18 protein-coding genes and 2 tRNA genes are annotated in these 21,422 nt (G+C 39.0%); 11 read left to right on the top strand and 9 right to left on the bottom strand.

The window, feature by feature from the left end; translation table 11 throughout:
• The first annotated feature begins 15 nt into the window (after nucleotides 1-15).
• On the top strand, nucleotides 16-1,506 hold the full coding sequence (locus tag RM541_RS03455; RefSeq protein ID WP_311498827.1) for a vanadium-dependent haloperoxidase: 1,491 nt from the start codon (nucleotides 16-18) through the stop codon (nucleotides 1,504-1,506).
• A gap of 529 nt (nucleotides 1,507-2,035) precedes the next feature.
• Here RM541_RS03455 and RM541_RS03450 read toward each other — a convergent pair.
• Nucleotides 2,036-2,109: transfer RNA gene (locus tag RM541_RS03450), tRNA-Asn, on the bottom strand.
• Between the two features lie 124 nt (nucleotides 2,110-2,233).
• Nucleotides 2,234-2,307 (bottom strand) — tRNA-Asn (locus tag RM541_RS03445).
• Between the two features lie 235 nt (nucleotides 2,308-2,542).
• On the opposite strand from RM541_RS03445, the gene RM541_RS03440 reads away from it, so the two are divergent.
• From RM541_RS03440 to pncA, 3 genes are read left to right on the top strand one after another with little or no spacing between them, the layout of a single operon-like run.
• Complete coding sequence (locus tag RM541_RS03440; protein WP_311498826.1) at nucleotides 2,543-3,064, top strand: macro domain-containing protein; 522 nt, start codon at nucleotides 2,543-2,545, stop codon at nucleotides 3,062-3,064.
• Between the two features lie 24 nt (nucleotides 3,065-3,088).
• The gene (locus RM541_RS03435) at nucleotides 3,089-4,498 is read left to right on the top strand and encodes a nicotinate phosphoribosyltransferase (protein ID WP_311498825.1); all 1,410 of its coding nucleotides are present in this window, start codon (nucleotides 3,089-3,091) and stop codon (nucleotides 4,496-4,498) included.
• Entirely contained in the window at nucleotides 4,495-5,106 is a 612-nt protein-coding gene (pncA, locus tag RM541_RS03430) for a bifunctional nicotinamidase/pyrazinamidase (RefSeq protein WP_311498824.1), read from the top strand. Before RM541_RS03435 ends, pncA begins: the two co-directional genes overlap by 4 nt.
• On the opposite strand, the gene RM541_RS03425 is transcribed toward pncA, so the two are convergent.
• Nucleotides 5,103-5,873 (bottom strand): THC0290_0291 family protein, encoded by a 771-nt coding sequence (locus RM541_RS03425; protein ID WP_311498823.1) that lies wholly within the window; start codon nucleotides 5,871-5,873, stop codon nucleotides 5,103-5,105. The genes pncA and RM541_RS03425 overlap by 4 nt on opposite strands.
• Nucleotides 5,874-6,075: 202 nt before the next feature.
• On the opposite strand from RM541_RS03425, the gene gdhA reads away from it, so the two are divergent.
• The 7 genes from gdhA (at nucleotide 6,076) to RM541_RS03390 (ending at nucleotide 16,235) form a co-directional block, all read left to right on the top strand.
• Entirely contained in the window at nucleotides 6,076-7,419 is a 1,344-nt protein-coding gene (gene gdhA, locus RM541_RS03420) for an NADP-specific glutamate dehydrogenase (RefSeq protein ID WP_311498822.1), read from the top strand.
• A 128-nt stretch (nucleotides 7,420-7,547) separates the two neighbouring features.
• Nucleotides 7,548-8,267 (top strand): DNA repair protein RecO, encoded by a 720-nt coding sequence (gene recO, locus RM541_RS03415; RefSeq protein WP_311498821.1) that lies wholly within the window; start codon nucleotides 7,548-7,550, stop codon nucleotides 8,265-8,267.
• Nucleotides 8,267-10,666 (top strand): TonB-dependent receptor, encoded by a 2,400-nt coding sequence (locus RM541_RS03410; protein ID WP_311498820.1) that lies wholly within the window; start codon nucleotides 8,267-8,269, stop codon nucleotides 10,664-10,666. The genes recO and RM541_RS03410 overlap by 1 nt, the downstream gene beginning before the upstream one ends.
• A gap of 417 nt (nucleotides 10,667-11,083) precedes the next feature.
• On the top strand, nucleotides 11,084-14,503 hold the full coding sequence (gene ileS, locus RM541_RS03405) for an isoleucine--tRNA ligase (protein ID WP_311498819.1): 3,420 nt from the start codon (nucleotides 11,084-11,086) through the stop codon (nucleotides 14,501-14,503).
• Nucleotides 14,504-14,506: 3 nt separating this feature from the next.
• Complete coding sequence (locus RM541_RS03400; protein ID WP_311493789.1) at nucleotides 14,507-14,893, top strand: TraR/DksA family transcriptional regulator; 387 nt, start codon at nucleotides 14,507-14,509, stop codon at nucleotides 14,891-14,893.
• A 67-nt stretch (nucleotides 14,894-14,960) separates the two neighbouring features.
• Nucleotides 14,961-15,584, top strand: a complete 624-nt coding sequence (locus RM541_RS03395; protein ID WP_311498818.1) for a DUF4097 family beta strand repeat-containing protein — start codon at nucleotides 14,961-14,963, stop codon at nucleotides 15,582-15,584.
• Between the two features lie 39 nt (nucleotides 15,585-15,623).
• Complete coding sequence (locus RM541_RS03390) at nucleotides 15,624-16,235, top strand: lipoprotein signal peptidase (RefSeq protein WP_311498817.1); 612 nt, start codon at nucleotides 15,624-15,626, stop codon at nucleotides 16,233-16,235.
• Here the strand turns inward: RM541_RS03390 and RM541_RS03385 are convergent.
• The 6 genes from RM541_RS03385 to RM541_RS03360 are packed head-to-tail and all read right to left on the bottom strand — an operon-like array spanning nucleotide 16,232 to nucleotide 21,014.
• Complete coding sequence (locus RM541_RS03385) at nucleotides 16,232-16,651, bottom strand: response regulator (protein ID WP_311498816.1); 420 nt, start codon at nucleotides 16,649-16,651, stop codon at nucleotides 16,232-16,234. The two genes, RM541_RS03390 and RM541_RS03385, sit on opposite strands and share 4 nt — an antisense overlap.
• Before the next feature lie 9 nt (nucleotides 16,652-16,660).
• Nucleotides 16,661-18,112 carry a sensor histidine kinase gene (locus tag RM541_RS03380; RefSeq protein WP_311498815.1) on the bottom strand — a complete coding sequence of 484 codons (1,452 nt, stop codon included), beginning with the start codon at nucleotides 18,110-18,112 and terminating at the stop codon, nucleotides 16,661-16,663.
• Between the two features lie 56 nt (nucleotides 18,113-18,168).
• Nucleotides 18,169-18,741: a 5-formyltetrahydrofolate cyclo-ligase gene (locus RM541_RS03375; protein WP_311498814.1), complete on the bottom strand. Its 573-nt coding sequence runs from the start codon at nucleotides 18,739-18,741 to the stop codon at nucleotides 18,169-18,171.
• Nucleotides 18,716-19,717 carry a succinylglutamate desuccinylase/aspartoacylase family protein gene (locus RM541_RS03370; protein WP_311498813.1) on the bottom strand — a complete coding sequence of 334 codons (1,002 nt, stop codon included), beginning with the start codon at nucleotides 19,715-19,717 and terminating at the stop codon, nucleotides 18,716-18,718. The genes RM541_RS03375 and RM541_RS03370 overlap by 26 nt, the downstream gene beginning before the upstream one ends.
• A gap of 3 nt (nucleotides 19,718-19,720) precedes the next feature.
• Nucleotides 19,721-20,593 (bottom strand): 30S ribosomal protein S6--L-glutamate ligase, encoded by an 873-nt coding sequence (gene rimK / locus RM541_RS03365; protein WP_311498812.1) that lies wholly within the window; start codon nucleotides 20,591-20,593, stop codon nucleotides 19,721-19,723.
• Nucleotides 20,571-21,014 (bottom strand): ATP-dependent zinc protease family protein, encoded by a 444-nt coding sequence (locus RM541_RS03360; RefSeq protein ID WP_311498811.1) that lies wholly within the window; start codon nucleotides 21,012-21,014, stop codon nucleotides 20,571-20,573. Before RM541_RS03360 ends, rimK begins: the two co-directional genes overlap by 23 nt.
• Between the last annotated feature and the right edge of the window lie 408 nt (nucleotides 21,015-21,422).

Here is a 21,422-nt window from a genome sequence, read left to right as displayed (position 1 = left end):
TAAAAATATCATTAAATGAAGTTTAAACTACTTTTTTCTTCCATTGCATTTTTATTATTATTTGTTTCTGGGGGAAATGCTACTGAATTAAATAGTAAGGTCAACGGAACAGAGCCGACCGGAGCCGATAATGTTGCCTATCAATGGGCGTATCTGGCGCTTACGGCAACCGCTCATGATACTGATATAAATGAACCACGGCCTACTGTTACATCAAGGTATCTCGGACTTATTTTTACTTCAATGTTCGATGCCTGGACTCGCTACGATGAGAAAGCCAGTCCCCTTTATTTGCAAGAGGTGGAAAGACGTCCTGAAACAGAAAGAAACCTTAGAAACAAGGAAATTGCTATAAGTTATGCTGCATATAGAGCTTTAGATGCCTATTATCCTTTTGATGGACAGGTGTTTCGGGACAAAATGCGGGAATTAGGATTGGATCCTGATAACACTTCCTTAGATCCAGGCACTCCCACGGGCATAGGAAATCTGGCTGCAAGGACTGTTATGGAAAGAAGGATGAATGACGGATCAAATCAATTTGGTGAAGTGGAGGGATCAGATGGGACTCCCTATTCAGACTATACAGGCTATATGCCGGTGAATGACATTGATAATAACATTGACCTTAAAAGATGGCAGCCCAAGTATTTCATAAATGAAGAAGGTGAGAAATATAATCCTGGTTGTTTAACTCCATACTGGCAAAATGTTGAACCTCTTTTAATGAAAAAAGCAGATCAGTTTCGTCCGGGACCTCCTCCCGCTATAGGTTCTAAGAAACTTGAGATGGAAGTGCAGGAAGTAGTTGATTTGCAGGCAAATTTAACTCCCGAAAATAAAGCACTTGTTGAATTTATGCGTGATGGTCCTCTTTCAGCACAACAAGCCGGACATTGGCTTGTATTTTCTCAGGATGTTTCGGTTAGGGATCAGCACACGCTTGATGAAGATGTTAAAATGTATTTTTATGTAGAATCTGTGGCGCTAGATGGTTTCATTGCCTGTTGGGATGCAAAAATGTTTTATGATTATGCGCGTCCTTACGCTCTTGTACATGCCTATCTTAAAGGTAAAACAATACGTGGTTGGGCAGGACCCGATAAAGGTATGGTTAGTATGAAAGGACAGGACTGGAGACCTTATTCTCCCGACTCTTTTCTATGTCCTTCCTTCCCAAGCTATGTTTCAGGGCATAGTACCATAAGTGGCGGCTGTGCCGAAGCGCTAAGGCTCTTTACAGGCAGTGATGAGTTTGGGGTTGAGGTAGAGCTCATTCCGGGAGAACTTACAGAGCCTGATAATTTAGGTGAGCCGGTAGTTCTTCAGTTTCCGACATTTACCAAAGCCGGGGAAATGGCAGGTATATCAAGAGTGATGGGGGGCTATCATATTCAGTCTGATAACATTGAAGGTTTAAAACTGGGCCGGAATATTGCACAATATAACTACCGGAAATATCTTGAACTTATAGGGGAAGATGTTAGTGGTCAAACCGGTCAATAGGAAATCTTTTTTAACTGTATATAAAACCTGCTGCCTGAGACGATCCGGTTGAGGAAAATAATATTAGCTGAGAGTCCTAAGGCTGGAATCACTCTTCTTGCGGTTCTAAATTAAGAAAAAAGCTTCAGAAACGTTTTTACAAGAAAAAACAGCTAGTGGAATCACGAATGTGCGGCTGTGGATAACTATTTTGGCGTGCCAAACCTCATGCTTATCCACCACTTAGTTTTAAAAGATCTTTCAAATGAGATAGCTGAAGTAAGCTTTGCTCTGCCTGGTAAAGAATTTATCTCCCTCTTTTTTTTAAATTCCCAGATTATAAATCTGCTTTTCAGATATTTTTTAAGTCGTTCTGGTTTTATAGCCTGTCTGAATCGTGAACTCCAATGGCAGAATTCGCTTTGCAATCACCCCGGAAGCCTGTGCACTTTTCTGAGTAAGCAGAAATATACTTTTTACGTCTCTGAGGTAAAAAGAGAGGGGTTATAAAAAAAATAAGCCTTTTAATTTCTCAAAAGGCTTTATTTTGCTCCCCCTCTTGGGCTCGAACCAAGGACCCTTTGATTAACAGTCAAATGCTCTAACCAACTGAGCTAAGGAGGAATTTCAGTATGTCCAGAATTTTTAAAAAAAGCTTTCTGTTGCTTTTTGCTCCTCCTCTTGGGCTTCCCTCGACTCCGCTCGGGACAGGCTTCTCGCCCAAAAGAAAAATCATTTTCAAAATTTGCTCCCCCTCTTGGGCTCGAACCAAGGACCCTCTGATTAACAGTCAGATGCTCTAACCAACTGAGCTAAGGAGGAATTTTGCAATCATTTTTGCGGATGCAAATATAATGTATTTTTTGTTTCTCGCTAAATATTATTAAAAAAATCTCAGTAAAATTTAAGTTGGAAGGTATGTCTAAAAAGCAATCTCTCTTCGGTTAAAATAAGAGGAAAATAAACAAAATCATATTTTGAGATATAGAAAAATTAGAATATGATTTTTTATACCGCGGTAATATGCTAAATTCATAAAAAATATTTTATAGAGCTTATGCATAAAGAAGTTAAATTATTGGCTGTCAAGGGTGGAATTACGCAACAACCAGACGTAATGGCCATAGTAAATGCTGCCAATGCCCACCTGACAACAGGGGGTGGCGTGGCAGGTGCGATTCATCATGCAGCAGGTAATGACCTTTATAGAGAATGCCAGGAATTGGCGCCTATAAGGCCGGGTAATGCTGTGATTACTAAAGCTTACAATTTACCTAATGATTATATTATCCATTGTCTTGGACCCGTTTACGGCAAAAACAAACCGGAAAACGTTATATTAGCCAAATGCTATAAAAATGCGCTGCGGCTTGCAGAAGAATATAAAATCACCTCTATAGCTTTTCCTGCAATTGCCACCGGCGTTTTCGGATATCCAATGGAAGAAGCAACCGAAGTCGCAATAAAGACAATTTTAGCAGAACTTCCCTCTCTTAAGCATTTGGAAAAGATTAAATTTGTCCTATTCTCAGAGGCAGATCTGGAGGTTTACCAGAAAAAGCTTGCAGAAGTTCAATAGGTTAATAACGAAGGCAAATTTTGTATGTTCGATTTTACTGCTACTTATACAGACCAGTACCAGCTTGCTATGGCCCAGGTTTATTTTGAAAATGGCCAAAAAGATCACCGCTCTGTTTTTGATTATTTTTTTCGAAAATTGCCATTTGAAGGAGGTTATGCAGTTTTTTCGGGACTGCAGGATTTGTTGGAGATTATTGAAAACCTAAGGTTTGATAAAAAGGATATCGCTTATCTGGCACAAACGGGATTTAGTGAGAACTTCCTGGATTACATTAGGGATTTCAAATTTCAGGGTTCTGTATTTTCAGTAAAGGAAGGTGATGTGGTATTTCCAACAAGGCCTGTGCTGCAAATAGAAGCAAACATTATAGAAGCCCAGATCGTTGAAACCCTGCTCCTTAATTTGTTAAATTTTCAAACGCTTATTGCTACTAAGGCAAGCAGGATGAGGCTGGTGTCGGGAGACCGTCACTTATTGGATTTCGGACTTAGAAGAGCACAGGGTCCCGGAGGTTATTATGCTACCAGGGCAGCCATTACAGGTGGATTCGACGGTACAAGTAACGTCGTGGCTGCCAGAAATTTTGATATTCCGGTTTCCGGGACTATGGCGCATTCTTTTGTGCAGAGTTATGATAACGAAATTGATGCTTTCCGCAGTTTTGCCAAAGGTCGTCCCGAAAATTGCGTTTTACTGGTCGATACTTATAACACTTTAAACAGCGGAGTTCCGAATGCAATTAAGGTCGCTAAAGAAATGGAAGAGCGGGGGCAGAAGCTTCTGGCTATTCGGTTGGATAGCGGCGATTTGGCATACTTTGCTAATGAAAGCAGAAAACTTCTTGACAAAGCTGGGCTGGAATATGTGAAAATTGCCGCTTCTAATCAGCTGGACGAGTATGTGATCAAAAGTCTGCTGGAGCAGCAGGCTCCAATAGACATATTTGGTGTAGGTACAAACCTTGTTACGGGAAATCCCGATTCTGCTTTGGACGGGGTTTATAAACTGGCCGAATCTAATGGGAAGCCACGAATAAAGCTTTCAGAGAGTCTGGCGAAAGTGACGCTTCCGCATAAAAAGCAGGTTTTCAGAATTAAAAATAATAGTGGGCAATGTGTTGGAGCAGACGCGATAGGTTTAAGATCTGAATCTAGAATCGAGGAAATGTTTCATCCTTTTGAACCTTACAAATCGATGAAACTCCAGGATTTTGAGCAGGAACCACTGCTTCATAAAGTCATGGAGAACGGGAAGTCGCTTTTAGAGAAGCAATCACTGAAAGATATAGCAGATTACAGCCTTTCCAGGTTGGCCGAACTGCCTATAGAATATAAGCGTTTTAATAATCCTCATATTTATAAGGTTGGGATTAGTAACGCATTAAGAGAGGATCGTGATAAATTAATTAAAGAATATAAACAACTGTCATGAAAGCGCTTTTAATTATTGATGTTCAGAATGATTTTATGCCGGGAGGTGCTTTAGCAGTTCCTGAAGGGGATAAGATTGTTTCGCTTGTGAATAATCTTCAGGGTAAGTTTGAGCTTGTAATTGCCACCCAGGACTGGCATCCTCAAAATCATGCGAGTTTTGCTGAAAACCATTCCGAAAAAAATGAATTTGAAACAATAGATCTGAATGGAATTCAGCAAATTTTATGGCCGGTGCATTGTGTACAAAATTCTGAAGGAGCCGAGTTTCACCCTGAATTGAAAATTGCCAAAATTGAAGCCATCTTCAGAAAAGGAACAAATCCTGAAATTGACAGTTATAGCGGTTTTTACGATAATGCGCACCTAAAATCAACCGGGCTTTCGGGTTATCTTCGGGAAAAAGGGGTGAAGGAGATCTATTTCTGCGGACTTGCTGCAGAATTTTGTGTTTCTTTTTCAGTTAAAGATGCATTACAGGAAGGTTTTTCAGCAATATTAATAGAAGATGCCACGAGAGCTTTGGATAAATCAGAATTTAAAAAGGCAAAGGAAGAAATTATAAAAAATGGCGGAAAAATTATAACTTCTGAAGAGCTCTTCGACTAAAAATTGATCTGATAAACATATCCAAAACCTACCCAAAAAACCCAGTCATCAGCTTTGTTTTGGGGGGCGTCAATATTCAATCCGTCAATCCAGTCGCTGCCGTAATAATGCCATTTTCCCTCTATCATGATATCTCCGCTGCGGTGTACTTTATAACGAACTCCCATACTACCAATTGTCGCAAAGGTATTCTTCGCATCGAGATCAATACCGTCCTTAAAAGTCGGAAAGACATTATTGCGATCCTCCAAAGGTCCAAGGTCGGAATATGCATCTGGTCTAAAGTGCACATAATGCACTCCCAGGCTTACGTAAGGAGAAAAAAGATATCCAAAATTGGCAAAATCTTTAATGTTTAGGAGATGGTATTCCAGATGCATTCCCACTTCATAAGTTTCAGAAAAACCATGCATCGCTCTTAAAAGCTTTCCGCCCGTGGTATTTTCAGAAGCTACTGGTCCATGGTGTTCCAGGTCAGAACGTAAATAATCAAATTCACTACGAATTCTGAAATGGTTATTGAAAAATCGATTTCTGGTGTAACAATTACATTCTGCGTCAAAAGCAAAGTTAATGTAGTGTACAATCCCTATCCCTAGTCCTGAGTTACTTATGTTGTTTTCAACATTCCATCGCTCTCCATAATCAGTAAAGAAAGAAGATGGACCAACTAAGACTCCAATTTCATGCGAGAATCCAAATTGAGAATAGCTTTTGCCACAGAAAGAAAGGAAAAAGAATATTAATAAGAATGCAGTGCGGAGCATTATGACTGGTATAGTTAGAAACAAATATATGAAAAGAACCTTAACAAGGTTGGAAAAGCTATATTTCCCCCCGGATAGGAAGTTTTTCTCATGTTAATATTATATCAAAACATAAAATTGAAGAGCTATGGCTTGCAGAAATCTTATATTTGCAAGGCATAAAAGCAATATTTTTTAATAATCCTCATTATATATCTTTAGTATGGAACAAAACGTGAAAGATTTTCTGGATAAAATATCAAAGAGAAATCAAAATGAACCTGAATTTATGCAAGCGGTTCATGAAGTTGCAGAAACCATAATTCCTTTTATAGAAAAAAATAATAAATATCAGAACGCTAAACTTCTAGAGCGCATGGTTGAACCGGAAAGGGTAATCATGTTCAGAGTGCCATGGCTGGATGACGAAGGTGAAATTCAAGTAAATCGTGGATTCAGGATTCAGATGAATTCTGCTATTGGGCCTTACAAAGGGGGGCTGAGGTTTCACCCGTCAGTTAACCTGAGTATTCTAAAGTTTCTTGCTTTTGAGCAGGTATTTAAAAATAGCTTAACCACTCTGCCAATGGGCGGCGGTAAAGGAGGATCAGACTTTGATCCCAAAGGAAGATCTGATAACGAAGTAATGCGTTTTTGCCAGAGCTTTATGACAGAACTTTTTAGGCATATTGGCGCAAATACCGATGTTCCGGCTGGAGATATAGGAGTAGGAGGTCGTGAAGTAGGTTATTTATATGGTCAGTATAAAAGATTGCAGAACGAATTTACCGGAATTCTGACCGGTAAAGCAATTTCTTATGGAGGTTCATTAATTCGTCCTGAAGCTACAGGTTATGGTAATGTATATTTCACAGAAAATATGCTGTCCAGAAATGAAGATAGTATTAAAGGTAAAACCCTGGTTATTTCCGGATCTGGAAATGTAGCACAATACGCTGCAGAAAAAGCGCTGCAATTAGGGGCTAAAGTGCTTACCATGTCAGATTCTGGTGGATATGTTTATGACAAAGAAGGAATAGACGCCGGCAAGCTTCAGTATATCATGAACCTGAAAAATGTTAAGCGTGGCAGGATTAGTGAATATGTTGAGGAATATCCTAATTCGGAATATCACGAAGGACAAACTCCGTGGACAGTTAATTGTGATATTGCGATGCCTTGTGCCACTCAAAATGAGTTGCAGAAAGAAGATGCCGAAGCTTTAGTAAATAACGGTTGTATTTGCGTGGGAGAAGGTGCGAATATGCCTTGTACCCCAGATGCTGTTGAAGTTTTTCAGAAAGCTAAAATTTTATTCTCTCCTGGGAAGGCCTCAAATGCAGGTGGCGTCGCCACTTCAGGGCTCGAGATGTCTCAGAATTCTATGCGCTATTCCTGGACTTCAGAAGAGGTAGATGGAAAGCTTAAGGAAATTATGAATGATATACATTCCAAATGTGTTGAATTTGGTACAGATGAAGATGGATATGTAGATTACGTGAAAGGAGCTAACATTGCTGGTTTTGTAAAAGTAGCCGATGCAATGCTCGCACAGGGAGTAGTATAAATTCTATTTCTATACGATTTAAGAGGTCGTCTGAAATTGCCAATTTTCGTCCTTCTGATTATTTTCAGTTGAAGAAAAAAGAATTTTGGACGACCTCTTTTTAATATCTTTGGTTTCAAACTTACCCAATGCACGTAAACACCGAAGCTATAGTTATTAGTGCGCTAAAATATGGAGAGGCAGATCTTATTGTGAAAGCCTACACCCTGGAAAGCGGACTAAAAACATACATGCTACGGGGAATATTGAAGTCAAAAAAGGGCAAATTAAAGGCATCGCTGTTTCAGCTGCTCACCCAGCTTGATCTTGTCGCCAGCCACAAAAACAAAGGCACGCTCGAATACCTTAAGGAGGCGAAAGTGCTGCACACATACCAGACTTTGCACACAAACGTGATAAAAGCATCTATGGTAATGTTTTTAGCTGAAGTTTTAAAGAATGCAATCAGGGAGGAAGAGGCTAATAAGCCACTTTATGAGTATTTGACAGCTGGTTTAAACTGGCTGGACCTTCACGACTCCATAGCAAACTTCCATTTGTTATTTTTACTCAAATTAACCCGATATTTGGGGTTTCAGCCCGATGACTCCAGTAAAGATTTTTCGTATTTCAATATGCTCGACGGGGTTTTTCAGGAATATAAAAGAAATGAGTACTGTATTGAGGGTGAAAATGTGCAAATTTTGCGGCAACTCTTGGGCATAAATTTTGATAGTCTCACAAATGTAAAACTAACCCAGGTAAGCCGGACGAATTTCTTAAATATGCTCATTTTGTATTACGAATTGCATATCGAAGGATTTAGAAAACCAAAGTCTCTTGCCGTGCTGAACGAAATTTTTAGCTAATGCGATTTTTGTCAGGCATCATTGCCTTTTTTTTATCTCTTTCAGTTTATGCGCAGGAAATCCAGGTTTTTGATAAAGAAACTAATGAGCCTCTTCCCAATGTAGCAATTTACAATCCCGAGAAAACCAAAAGTACCCTTACCAATTTTGATGGTTTTGCAGATATTACCAAATTTAGTACAAATGAAATTCTCATTTTCAAACATGTTTCCCACGATGAGGTGAGACTTCGGAAATTTGATATTACCAGGAAGAATCATTCTGTTTATTTAACAGGAAATGAAAATGAACTCGAGCAGGTGATTTTGTCTGTTTCGAAGTTTGAAATGAGCAAGGAAGATATTCCGCATAAGATTGTTAGCATTACTCCTGAAGATATTAAGTTCTATTCACCGCAAACTTCGGCAGATCTTCTTGAAAACACCGGGCAGGTTTATGTGCAAAAGAGTCAGTTAGGAGGTGGAAGTCCCATGATTCGTGGCTTTGCGACTAACCGATTGCTAATTACGGTAGATGGTGTGAGGATGAATACGGCAATTTTCAGGAGTGGAAACCTTCAGAATATTATTTCCATTGATCCGCTTGCCGTGGAGAGCAGCGAAGTGATTATTGGTCCCGGCTCTGTGGTTTATGGTAGCGATGCTATTGGCGGAGTTATGAATTTTTATATGCTGAGCCCCAATTTTTCTTTCAACGGAAAAACTTCAGTCTCCGGAAATGCCTACACCCGTTATGCTACTGCAAACAATGAGAAAACGATACATACAGATGTGAATATTGGTTGGGAAAAGTGGGCCTCTCAAACTTCTGTTACGTATTCTGACTTTGGAGATCTAAAAATGGGAAAGTACGGTCCCGAAGAATATTTAAGAACTGACTATGCTATTCGTCGTGATGGTGAGGATCTTCAAGTGGAAAATCCAGATCCAAGGGTTCAGAAACCTACCGGCTACAATCAGATCAACCTTCTGGAAAAGATAAAATTTATGCCCGATGGAAACTGGGATTTTAACCTGGGGCTTATTTATTCTACAACTTCAGATTATCCGCGGTATGACAGGTTGTATAGGAAAAGGGAAGGGGTTTTGCGATCTGCAGAATGGCATTACGGTCCGCAAACCTGGTTTCTGGGGAATTTAAAGATAAACAAGACCGGAGATGGAAAAGTTTACGATAAAGCCCAGTTTACAGCGGCTTATCAATATTTTGCTGAGAGCCGAAACGACCGGAATTTTGGAGAGGAAATACTTTTTACCACGGAAGAAAATGTAGGTGCTTACTCTTTTAACCTCGATTTTGAAAAGCGGTTTCAGGAAAGCAGGATTTTCTACGGACTCGAATATGTGATTAATAATGTCAATTCTGAAGGTGAAAGTATAAACATAAGTTCTGAAGAAACTAATCTTACGGCTTCCCGATATCCCGATAATTCTTCCTGGCAATCTCTTGCCGCTTACGGAAGTTACCAGTGGAAAATCCGGGAAAACCTGGCTTTTCAATCAGGTTTGAGGTACAATTGGATCATTCTAAACGCCAATTTTGATGCCGGTTTCTACGATTTCCCTTTTGGACAGGCAGATGTAAATACCGGTGCGTTAACCGGAAGTGCCGGGGTAAACTGGCAGCAAAACAGCAGTCTTGGCTGGAGGCTGAATTTTTCCACAGCTTTTCGTGCACCAAATATAGACGATATTGGTAAAATTTTCGACTCCGAGCCCGGTGCAGTCGTAGTTCCCAATCCCGGGCTGAAACCCGAATATGTTTATAATGGCGAACTGGGACTGGACTGGACTCCTGCAGAAAATATCCGTTTTGAATTTGCAGGATTTTATACCTATCTGGATAACGCTATGGTAAGACGGGATTTTGATCTGGATGGGGAAAAGATCATAGATTACCAGGGAGAGCCAAGTCGAGTGCAGGCCATCCAGAATTCAGCAAGTGCTTATGTCTACGGTTTTGAAGGAGGAATGAAAATCGATTTTTCAGTGGCTTTCAGGCTGACTTCCCAGCTCACAATCACTGAAGGGAAAGAAAAAGAAGGCAACGATTATGTGCCTTTGCGGCACGCCGCGCCCGTTTTTGGCAATACGCATCTTTTATGGCATAAAAAAAGACTGAAATTAGATCTTTACGGAGAATACAACGGCGAATTTGCATTTGAAGACCTGGCACCTTCAGAACAAAGCAAGGAATATCTATATGCTATTGATGATAACGGAAATCCCTATTCTCCCGCCTGGTATACGATCAACTTAGCTGCCCAATACACGTTAAGTGAGCATTGGAAGGCGACAGCATCACTGGAAAATATCACGAATCAGCTTTACAGGACGTATTCTTCGGGAATTTCAGCAGCTGGAAGAAATTTTATTTTGGCGTTGAATTATAGTTTTTAGCTGTCACTGCGAGTGTAGCGAAGCGGTCTGCATCTTACAGCTACAAGTACTTTTAAGCCAGTGCCTGTAAATGCCTATTTTCGGCATGTAGAGATTTCTTCGGCTGAAGGTAAAAATTATATCAGGTCGATAATTGCCATTTTAAGGGTCGGCTTTGGAGAGCCTGCTTTTTTAGTAAAACTTCTTCAGTATCTAGGGTGAGGAGCAACTTTCCAGATGTTTTGGAGCTTTTTTTTTAGCACTTTGGCTTCAGTCGTACTCCTGTTTTTCAGATTTAATGTTCAAATTCTGATTTTCTCCGCTTTAAAATCCTTCTGATCTTTTCAGGTAAAGGTTCCTGGGATAGGATTTTCTTTTTATGCCCCTCTCTTTTGTCAAAATTGATTAATTTCGCACATCATTAGAAATTTCGACAAAATGAGCAATAAGTTCCCTGAATATAAAGGACTTGACTTACCAAAAGTTGCAGAAGAAACCTTATCCTGGTGGAAGGAGAATAAGATATTTGAAAAAAGTATTACCTCGCGGGAAGGTGAGGAGCAATTCATCTTCTTTGAAGGCCCACCATCGGCTAACGGACTGCCGGGAATTCACCATGTTATGGCCCGGGCAATCAAGGATATTTTTTGTCGCTATAAAACCCAGAAAGGATTCCAGGTTAAACGAAAAGCCGGATGGGATACCCACGGTTTGCCAATAGAACTTGGTGTTGAAAAAGAGCTTGGAATTACCAAAGAAGACATTGGTACAAAAATTAGTGTTGAGAAGTACAATGACGCCTGTAAAAATGCAGTAATGCGTTACACCGATGTGTGGAACGATCTTACCGAAAAAATGGGCTACTGGGTAGATATGGACGATCCATACATTACCTATAAATCCAAATACATGGAAACGGTGTGGTGGCTGCTTTCCATAATTTATAAAAAAGGTCTAATCTATAAAGGTTACACCATTCAGCCTTACTCGCCAAAGGCGGGTACCGGTTTGAGCTCCCACGAGCTTAACCAGCCGGGAACTTATCAGGATGTTACCGATACCACGGTGACAGCTCAATTTAAAGTAGTTCAGAATGAAACTTTTAAAGCCTCACCTCTTGGGGCGGATTTGAAGGGAAATTGGGGCGATCTTTTCTTTATCGCCTGGACGACCACTCCGTGGACCTTACCTTCCAATACTGCTCTTACTGTAGGTCCAAAGATTGAGTACGTAACAGTAAAAACCTATAACCAGTATACCTTTGAGCCAATCACTATTGTGGTGGCAAAAGATCTTGCTGAAAAGCAGTTCGATAAAAAGTTCAAAAAGGTTGAAAGCGAAGAAGCTCTTCAGGATTACAAACAAGGGGATAAAATCCCTTCTTATAGAGGGAAGAGTTATTCGGGAAAAGACCTTGTCGGGATAAAATATGAGCAGTTATTGCCGTATGCCCAACCTTATAATAACCCTGAAAATGCTTTTAGAGTAATTGCAGGAGATTTTGTGACGACTGAAGATGGTACGGGAATCGTACATACGTCACCTACCTTTGGTGCAGATGATGCGCTGGTAGCGAAGCAGGCAACTCCGGAAGTTCCACCATTGCTGGTTAAAGACGAAAATGATAATCTGGTTCCGCTTGTAGATTTGCAGGGGAAATTCAGAAAAGAACTTGGAGAGTTCGCCGGGAAATATGTAAAGAATGAATATTATGACGAAGGAGAAGCTCCGGAAAGATCTGTAGATGTTGAAATCGCAATAAAACTAAAAGAAGAAAATCGTGCTTTTAAGGTTGAAAAGTATGTGCACAGTTATCCGAATTGCTGGAGAACAGATCGCCCTATTCTTTACTATCCATTAGATTCCTGGTTTATAAAGGTAACCGATGTTAAGGACCGGATGCACGAATTAAACCTCGGCATCAACTGGAAACCAAAAGCTACGGGAGAAGGACGTTTTGGAAACTGGCTGGCAAATGCGAACGACTGGAACCTGTCCAGGAGCAGGTATTGGGGAATTCCGTTGCCAATCTGGAGAACAGAAGATGGCCGGGAAGAAAAAATCATTGGTTCTATTGCAGAGCTAAAGGAAGAAATGGGCAAAGCTGTAGCGGCTGGCGTGATGGACAAGGATATTTTTGAAGGTTTTGAGCCGGGAAATATGAGTGATGAGAATTATGAACAAGTAGACCTTCATAAGAACGTGGTAGACGGGATTACGCTTATTTCTGAAAGTGGAAAACCCATGAAGAGGGAGGCCGATCTTATAGATGTATGGTTCGATTCCGGGTCTATGCCTTATTCTCAGTGGCATTATCCTTTTGAAAATAAGGAAAAAGTAGAAAAGACATGGCGAAAAGCCGATTTTATTGCTGAAGGGGTAGACCAGACAAGAGGTTGGTTCTACACATTGCATGCTATAGCAACCATGATTTTTGATGATGTTGCTTATAAGAACGTGGTTTCCAACGGACTTGTGCTGGATAAAAACGGACAGAAAATGTCCAAACGCCTGGGTAATGCGGTAGATCCTTTCGAAACTTTGGCAGCGTTTGGTCCCGATGCGACCAGGTGGTACATGATTTCCAATGCCAATCCATGGGATAACCTAAAATTTGATATTGAAGGAATTGGGGAAGTACAACGTAAATTCTTCGGAACACTTTACAATACATATTCTTTCTTTACACTATATGCCAACATAGATAATTTTACTTATTCTGAAGATGAAATTGCGTTGGAAGAAAGACCGGAAATAGATCGCTGGATCCTTTCAGAATTGCATACGCTTATTCAGAATGTTGATAAATTCTACGCCGATTATGAGCCTACACGGGCTACAAGAGCGATTTCAGAATTTGTTCAGGAAAATTTGAGTAACTGGTTTGTACGTTTGAGCAGGAGAAGGTTCTGGAAAGGAGATTATCAGCAGGATAAGATTTCAGCTTATCAAACGCTTTACACCTGCCTGGAAACTGTGGCGAAGTTAGGTGCTCCGGTAGCTCCTTTCTATATGGACAAACTTTACAAAGACTTAAACAAAGCTACCAATAAGGAAACATTCGAATCTGTACATTTGGCGAAGTTCCCGGAGTTTGAGGAAAAGTTTGTTGATAAATCTTTAGAGCGAAAAATGGAGAAGGCGCAAACCATTTCTTCTCTGGTACTTTCGCTGCGAAAAAAGGAAATGATAAAAGTTAGACAGCCTTTGCAAAGAGTAATGATTCCCGTACTGGATGAGCGACAGAAGGAAGAAATTCTTGCTGTTCAGGATTTGATTAAATCTGAAGTTAATGTAAAGGAACTTGAGCTAATAGATGATGCTTCAGGAATACTTGTGAAACAGGTGAAACCAAATTTTAGAGTTCTTGGGCCCAGATTTGGTAAAGATATTAAGCTGATTGTTAGTGAAATAAATAAGTTTACTCCTGAGAATATAACGCAAGTTGAGCGTGAGGGAAGTATTGATATTGAAGTTAATGAAAAAATGATTAATTTGGCAATCGATGAGCTGGAAATAATATCCCAGGATATAGAGGGATGGACAGTAGCCAGTAGTGGAAATATTACGGTAGCCCTGGATGTAAGTATTTCTCCTGAGTTAAAAAAGGAAGGAGTTGCCCGGGAGTTAATTAATCGTATTCAGAATATGCGTAAAGATTCTGGTTTTGAAGTAACAGATACTATTAACGTGACCCTACAAAAGGATGGCATGATCGAGGATGCCGTCAATGAAAATCTAACATATATTAAAAATGAAACATTAACTGCAAATCTCGAATTTGTAGATGTGGTGGAAGAAGGTTCTCTGGTAGAATTTGATGAAATTACCACAAAATTGTTTATTAAAAAACATTAGCCTATGTCTACAACAGATGTTAAAGAAAGATACAGCGATGCTGATTTGGCAGAGTTTAAGGCCTTAATCCAGAAAAAGATTGCTAAGGCCCAGGAGCAACTTGAAATCTATCAAAATGCTTATAAAAATGATGGGAATAATGGTACTGATGATACCTCTCCTACATTTAAAGCTTTTGAGGAAGGAAGTGAAACCATGAGTAAAGAAGCTAATTCCCAGCTTGCCATTCGTCAGGAGAAATTTATAAGGGATTTAAAAAATGCTTTAACGCGTATCGAGAACAAAACTTATGGGATATGCCGTGTCACTGGAAAACTTATTGCGAAGGAACGACTTCTGCTTGTACCCCATGCAACGCTGAGCATAGAGGCTAAAAATCTTCAGCGGTAAGATTCATCTTAAATAAAGTAAATAACGCTCCTGTTGAATTCAGCAAGGAGCGTTTTTGTTTATTGTTATGAGGACATTTAGTTTCGGAATTTTTCTGCTTTTCGGAGTTCTTTTGAGTAATGCTCAGAAAGATACACGGGAAATTTTTAATTCCAGCGACATTAATGAAATAGAAATTAATGCTGATGAGGTCTATAAGATCATCCTCTGTACTTCCAAAACAGGGAAAATTAAAATTTCAGCACATTCTGAAGGCGAATACTTTAATGATATCTCTCTTATTTCAGAAGTAGAAAAGGATAAGCTGAAACTCCATACAAGATATCCTGAGGTCCTGACGGGAGGCTACGATAAACTTAGCGCTCATAAAGTTATTTCTATGGAAATACATATGGAGGTTCCGGAAAATATGACCATCTTCATTCGCTCTAATCTGGCTTCTGTAGTGGCAAAAGGAAATTACAATAGTTTTTATGCTGATCTTCGGGAAGGCTACTGTAATCTCCTGGATTTTATAGGGAATGCAACTGTAAATACATATAAAGGGAATATTTACGTGGAGGCGATGTCTGGAAATGTAAAAGCAGAATCCCGAAACGGAGTAGTACATATTCAAAAAGAGATCTATGGATCCAATCTTCTTAAACTCACCTCTATTAATGGTGATATTAGTGTCCTCAAAACTAAATAATATTAGTATTTTTGGTTCGTTTTTAACTTAAAAGTATTCATGTCTCTAAAGAAAGCCGGCTTTATCATTTTCCTGGTCCTGTTAATAGATCAGATTTCCAAAATATACATTAAAACTAATTTCACTTTAGGAGAAGAGGTTCCTGTCTTTGACTGGTTTCGTATTCTCTTTGTTGAAAATGAAGGAATGGCCTGGGGAACCAAAATTCCTGGCACATACGGGAAGCTTATTTTAACTTTATTCAGGCTTGTGGCTATCGTAGGAATTGGGTATTGGTTGTGGGATTCTGTGCGTAAAAATGCATCTAAAATACTTATCACTTCCATTGCACTTATTTTCGCAGGCGCAATGGGAAACATAATAGATTCTGTTTTCTATGGAATTATTTTCAGTGATAGTTATGGGCAGGTGGCAGAATTTATGCCGGAAGAAGGAGGCTACAGTACACTCTTTCATGGTAAAGTTGTGGACATGCTATACTTTCCCTTATATGAAGGATATTTACCGGCATGGATTCCTATTTGGGGAGGAGAATATTTCACCTTTTTTGAGCCTGTTTTTAATATCGCCGATAGCGCAATAAGTGTAGGTGTGATTCTTCTGCTTATTTTTAATAAAAGAGCCTTTCCAAAACACGAGGAAGAGAACTAGGCAGCGGGTATTGCTCTTTCAAAAATTTTTTCGAATTTCTTGAGCTCTATAGGCTTAATAAGATAATCTGTTACCATGTTTATGGATTTGGCCCTTTCCAAATCTCTTGGATCTATTGAAGAGCTCACTACGTAGAGTGTAATCTTTTTATTGAAGTTGTTTTTAATTTTTACAAATTCGTTTAAAAATTCCCAGCCGTCCATTACCGGCATGTTTAAATCAAGAAATATAATTTCCGGAAGCCTTTCTTCAGACATGTTGCCCAGGATATGCTTGAAGTGGTCCATAGCTTCTTTTCCGTTTTTATAGATTAAAAGATTTTCCGAAAGTTGCTTAATTTCGATTATTTTCTTTACCAGGTTCACGTATATCTTGTCATCATCGATGATACATGCTAGTTCTATTTTTTGCCCCATATAACAGATCTAAAAAGTTATTTTAAAAGTGGTCCCGATGTTAACTGTGCTGGTAATAGAAATTGAACCTCCCAGTGCTTCCACTTGATTTTTGGTGATAAACAGCCCAATTCCTTTTGCATCAGGATTATGATGAAAGGTCTTGTACATTCCAAACATCTTATCTCCATGTTGATCGAGATCTATTCCTAATCCATTGTCGCTAATCTCCAGAAACCTCTTTCCATTGGAAATATAGGACTGTATATAAATAACCGGTTTTCTTCCAGGTTGCTTATATTTTATTGCATTAGTAATTAAATTTAATAAAATACTTTCAAGATACTCAGGGATATACGATATTTCTTTCAGAGAGTGAAATTCAGCGACGATTTTTGCATTTTCCCGATTAATGAGTGGAGCAATAGAGGCAAGAACGGTATTAAGCGCATCGTTAAACTTAATTTTTACACTCTTTTTGGCTAGTGTTGTTTCCACGTTAATCAAATCATTGAGTTGAGCAATAGCGGTATCGAGATTTTCAGAAATATAATTTATATTATCAAGTAAGTCCAATTTATCCCTATCTGTTTTAGCTTCCTTTAGTAATTCAACCACCAGGCTAAGGTTACTGCTATGGGATCTTAAGTTATGGGATACAATGTGAGCGAAACTAAAAAGGCGGTAGTTTTGGGAAGCAATAATGTCCAATGAGTTCTGGAGATTAATTTCGTTGGTTTTGTTCTCATTTATATCCTGGAAGACTCCTCTTATGCCTATTATTTGTTGCTCCTGATTGTATACGGGCTTTCCAGTTGCCCGTACCCAGAACTCTCTGTTATAAAGGGTCAACATTTTAAGCTCAATCTTAAATGGAATACCGTAAAGCTCACATTTCTTAAATGCGGAATTCATTATATGATGATGTTCCGGGGCGTAGAACCTCAATCTTTCTTCGTAATCCAGGTGAAAGTCCTGGGGGCAATCCATTATTTTTTTAGTAACATTATCCCAGTAAATATTTTTGTCTATAATGTCTACGTACCAACCGCCGGTACAGGTCATTTCTGCTGTTTCTCTGTAGTAGAAAAAATTTTCTTCAATAGTATATTGATCGCGTTTGCTCTGGTGGATATTTACAAATAGGAGCACAGCCGTTTCTCTTAAGCTTTCGTCTTTATTTCTAAGGTTTTTGCACTCAAACCATCGATATTTGCCATTTTCAAGGCGCATCCTTATTTCGAAGCTGAAGGTTTCGTTTTCTGTTAATAGTTTTTCGAAATTCACCCTGAAATCGTAACGATAATCTGGGTGGAGGATTTCCTGAAGAAAGTATTCGTAAGGATTATTAGCTGAATCAAGATTATCGACCAAAGTAGTAAAATGATCAGACCAATCGATTTCCTTGCTGAAGAGATTGATTTTCCAATAAGCTATATCAAAATCCTCAAGGATACTATTAAGCTGAAGGTCATTAAGCATTAAACCGGGGATATTGGGCTAAAAGTAGCTTAATGTTAATAGTCCTACAAATAAATTTAACCTTTTTTAAAGCTGTAGGTATTTTCAGGTGTTACGCAGTAGTCCAGAGGGATATCTGATTGGTAAGTATCCTCAATTTCTATTTCAGATTCAAAAAACGAGAGGCCGACTTTTACAACGTCTTCTTTGCAGGCTGCCAGAAATTTGTCATAGAAGCCCTTGCCATAGCCAACGCGGTGTCCAGACTTGTCAAATGCGAGAAGAGGAATAAAAACAACATCGATTTTATCTACATTTATTTCTATTCCATCTAGTGGTTCGGGAATATTCCAACGGTTTCTTTTAATTACCGTTGTATCCGTTAAAAGGTAATTTATGAGTTTATTTGTAGGAACATCAGTTTTAGGAAGTACCACATTTTTATCCTTTCCCTGTAAGATATGGAGTATAGGTTCTGTCTCTACTTCTTTCTGTTCTGCGATACTTAAAAACAGATGATAAAAATCATAGTTCCAGATAGGCAATGTTAATAATTGATTAGCAATTTGGAGGCTGAGATCCTCTATTGTTTCTTTAGATAAACCCAGTCTTAGCTTCTTATATTTAGCTCTCAGAAATTTCTTCTTCATTGCTCCTTTTTGGTAATGAAATATGAAAAACAGCATCTCCCTGGTAAACTATGGGAGATTCATTTACGTTAATTATATAACCTTCGTTGGCAGCTTTAATTTTATGCCGAAATTTGCCATAAGGGTCAGTAATTGTGGCAATGAATTCTCCTTTTTCCACATGCTTCCCGCAGGGAATCTTTACGTGTAAAAGCCCGCTGTACTTTGCCCGCATCCAAAAGGTATTTTCAATTATAACCGTTTCTGTAATAGCATCTGGATAATCAAACTTCGGTTTTAGCATGTCCAGATGGCTTAGAATACGTGTTGCTCCATCTACGCCATGTCTTGCAATTTCTTTGTTGCTATTAGAGGATTTTCCGCCTTCAAAAAGAAGAACCGGAATTCCCAGTTTTGCACAAGTTTCTCTGTAAGATTTTGTTATTGTTTTAGAATTAATGGTAAACGGTGCGTTGAAGATATGCGCATATTTAAGACTTTCTTCGTTACCTTTTTTTATCCTAATTTGTGGTGCGTTAAATCTACTTGCTCCTCCTGTGTGGAAGTCCATACAAAAATCGGCTATAGGCAGTATTTTCTTCACGAATTGGAAAGCGAATCTACTGGCAAGAGAACCATGTTTTGTTCCCGGGAAAACCCGGTTTAGATCCCGGCCATCGGGAAATTCTCGTGTCAACGTGAGAAAACCGAAAATATTCACCACCGGAATGCAAATTATAGTACCTTTTTGCGGCCTGTTAATTCCCTTAGAAATAATCTGCCGTACAATTTCTACACCGTTTATTTCGTCACCATGTATTCCTGCTGTCAACAGTACAACCGGCCCAGGCTTTTTTGCACGTTCAATAATTACCGGTACCTCTACAGATGTGGTGGTGTAGAGTTTGGCCATATTAAAATTAATTGTAGCACTCTTTCCGGCAGGTATTCTTTTTCCTAATATTTCCAGGACATTGTCCTTATCTATTTGTGGCATAAATTAAACATTTCGCTCAATGTACCTAATAATAGTTTTTGCTATGTCTTTTCCGGTAGCAGCTTCTATTCCTTCAAGACCTGGAGAAGAATTTACTTCCAGGATAAGAGGCCCTCTGGCACTTTGTAACATATCTACACCTGCAACTCCAAGGCTCATGGCTTTTGCGGCTTTTATAGCTGCATTTTCTTCTTCATCTGTAAGTTCAATAATTTCAGCCGATCCTCCCCGGTGGAGGTTAGAACGGAATTCTCCTTCTTTCCCCTGCCGCTTCATGGCGCCAACCACATGTCCATCTACAACAAATGCCCGAATGTCGGCACCGCCGGCTTCTTTAATAAATTCCTGTACAATAACCCTTGCCTGCAAACCATTAAAAGCTTCAATGACAGATTCGGCTGCATTATTAGTTTCTGCAAGTACAACCCCAAGACCCTGTGTGCCTTCTAGTAATTTAATGATAAGAGGAGCTCCCCCAACATGATCTATCACTTCCTTAACATCTTTGGAGTAATTAGTGAATACTGTTTTTGGCAGTCCAAGTCTGGCACGGGAAAGGATTTGCAAACTCCTTAGTTTATCCCGGCTTCTCACAAGTGCCTGTGATTCTGTAGTAGTAAAAACACCCATCATTTCAAACTGTCTTACAACGGCGGTTCCAAAGAATGTAACCGATGCTCCAATTCTTGGAATTACAGCGTCTGCTCCTTCAATAGCTTTTCCTTTGTAGAATATTGATGGTTTTTTCTTTTCAATAACGAGATCACATTTAACTGGATCTATTACTTCAACTTCATGGTCACGTTTTTTAGCGGCTTCCACAAGTCGTTTGGTTGAATAGAGATTGCTATTTCTAGATAGAATTTTTAGCTTCATTTTCTTGCTGATTATTAGAGACGTTCGTAAGTTCTGTATCGACTATAAATTTTTTGGTGAGAAATTTTCTCCCGATAAGAACCGGAAATCGCATTTCCTGACGCGAAGACAAAGAAAGGGAAATTTTGAAAATCTTATTAAAAAGTTTGATGTTGGATTGTACCTGATATCTCTTTTGAATCATGCCGTTACTACTGCGTACAAAAACAATGTCAAAATCTTCGAAAACAATTTCTCTGCCGTTGTATAAAGGATGTTCTTCATCCAGAAAAGTACAATAAAGCTTGTCCTCTTTCTCTTCTATATTTTCGCAATGTATGGAAGAGGTATATGCTCCCGTATCTATTTTTATTGCGATGTCGTACAACTTCAGGGCTGGAAAATCTGCTTTGTCAAATCTGCCTATCACTTTTTTCTCCATATTGCAAGATAATAAAATAGACATCCTTTCTTCTTAATGTCTTCTGAAAATAGTCTCTAAGGAAGTCCTGAGTAATTCTTGAATGAAAGATTCAGAAAGAATTATAATTTCTTGAAAATTCTTGTTCTCTAGATCTTTCCTTCGGAAGAAGTTCTACTGAGATAATTTCATATAACTCAAGAGTTGTATTCCCGGCTGGTACAGTTTGTGTGTAAGGTAGATTGAAATTGCAGAAAATACTTCAGAAGTTATAACTGTTAATGTCGCGGCAATTAATTGAATTAGCCTGTGAAATTTTGTTTTTTGCACTTTAAGCTTGACTTTTAACTTTATCTTCACAACCTGTTTACGGCATAAGAAGAATAATGTTTGAGAATCAACGAATTATCGTACGATTAATTTGCTGAA

This window comes from Autumnicola psychrophila, from assembly GCF_031846645.1.
In the GTDB taxonomy this organism is placed as follows: Bacteria; Bacteroidota; Bacteroidia; order Flavobacteriales; family Flavobacteriaceae; genus Autumnicola; species Autumnicola psychrophila.
The sequence above is the reverse complement of the archived record's forward strand: the minus strand, read 5'-3'. Positions and strand labels throughout refer to the sequence as shown.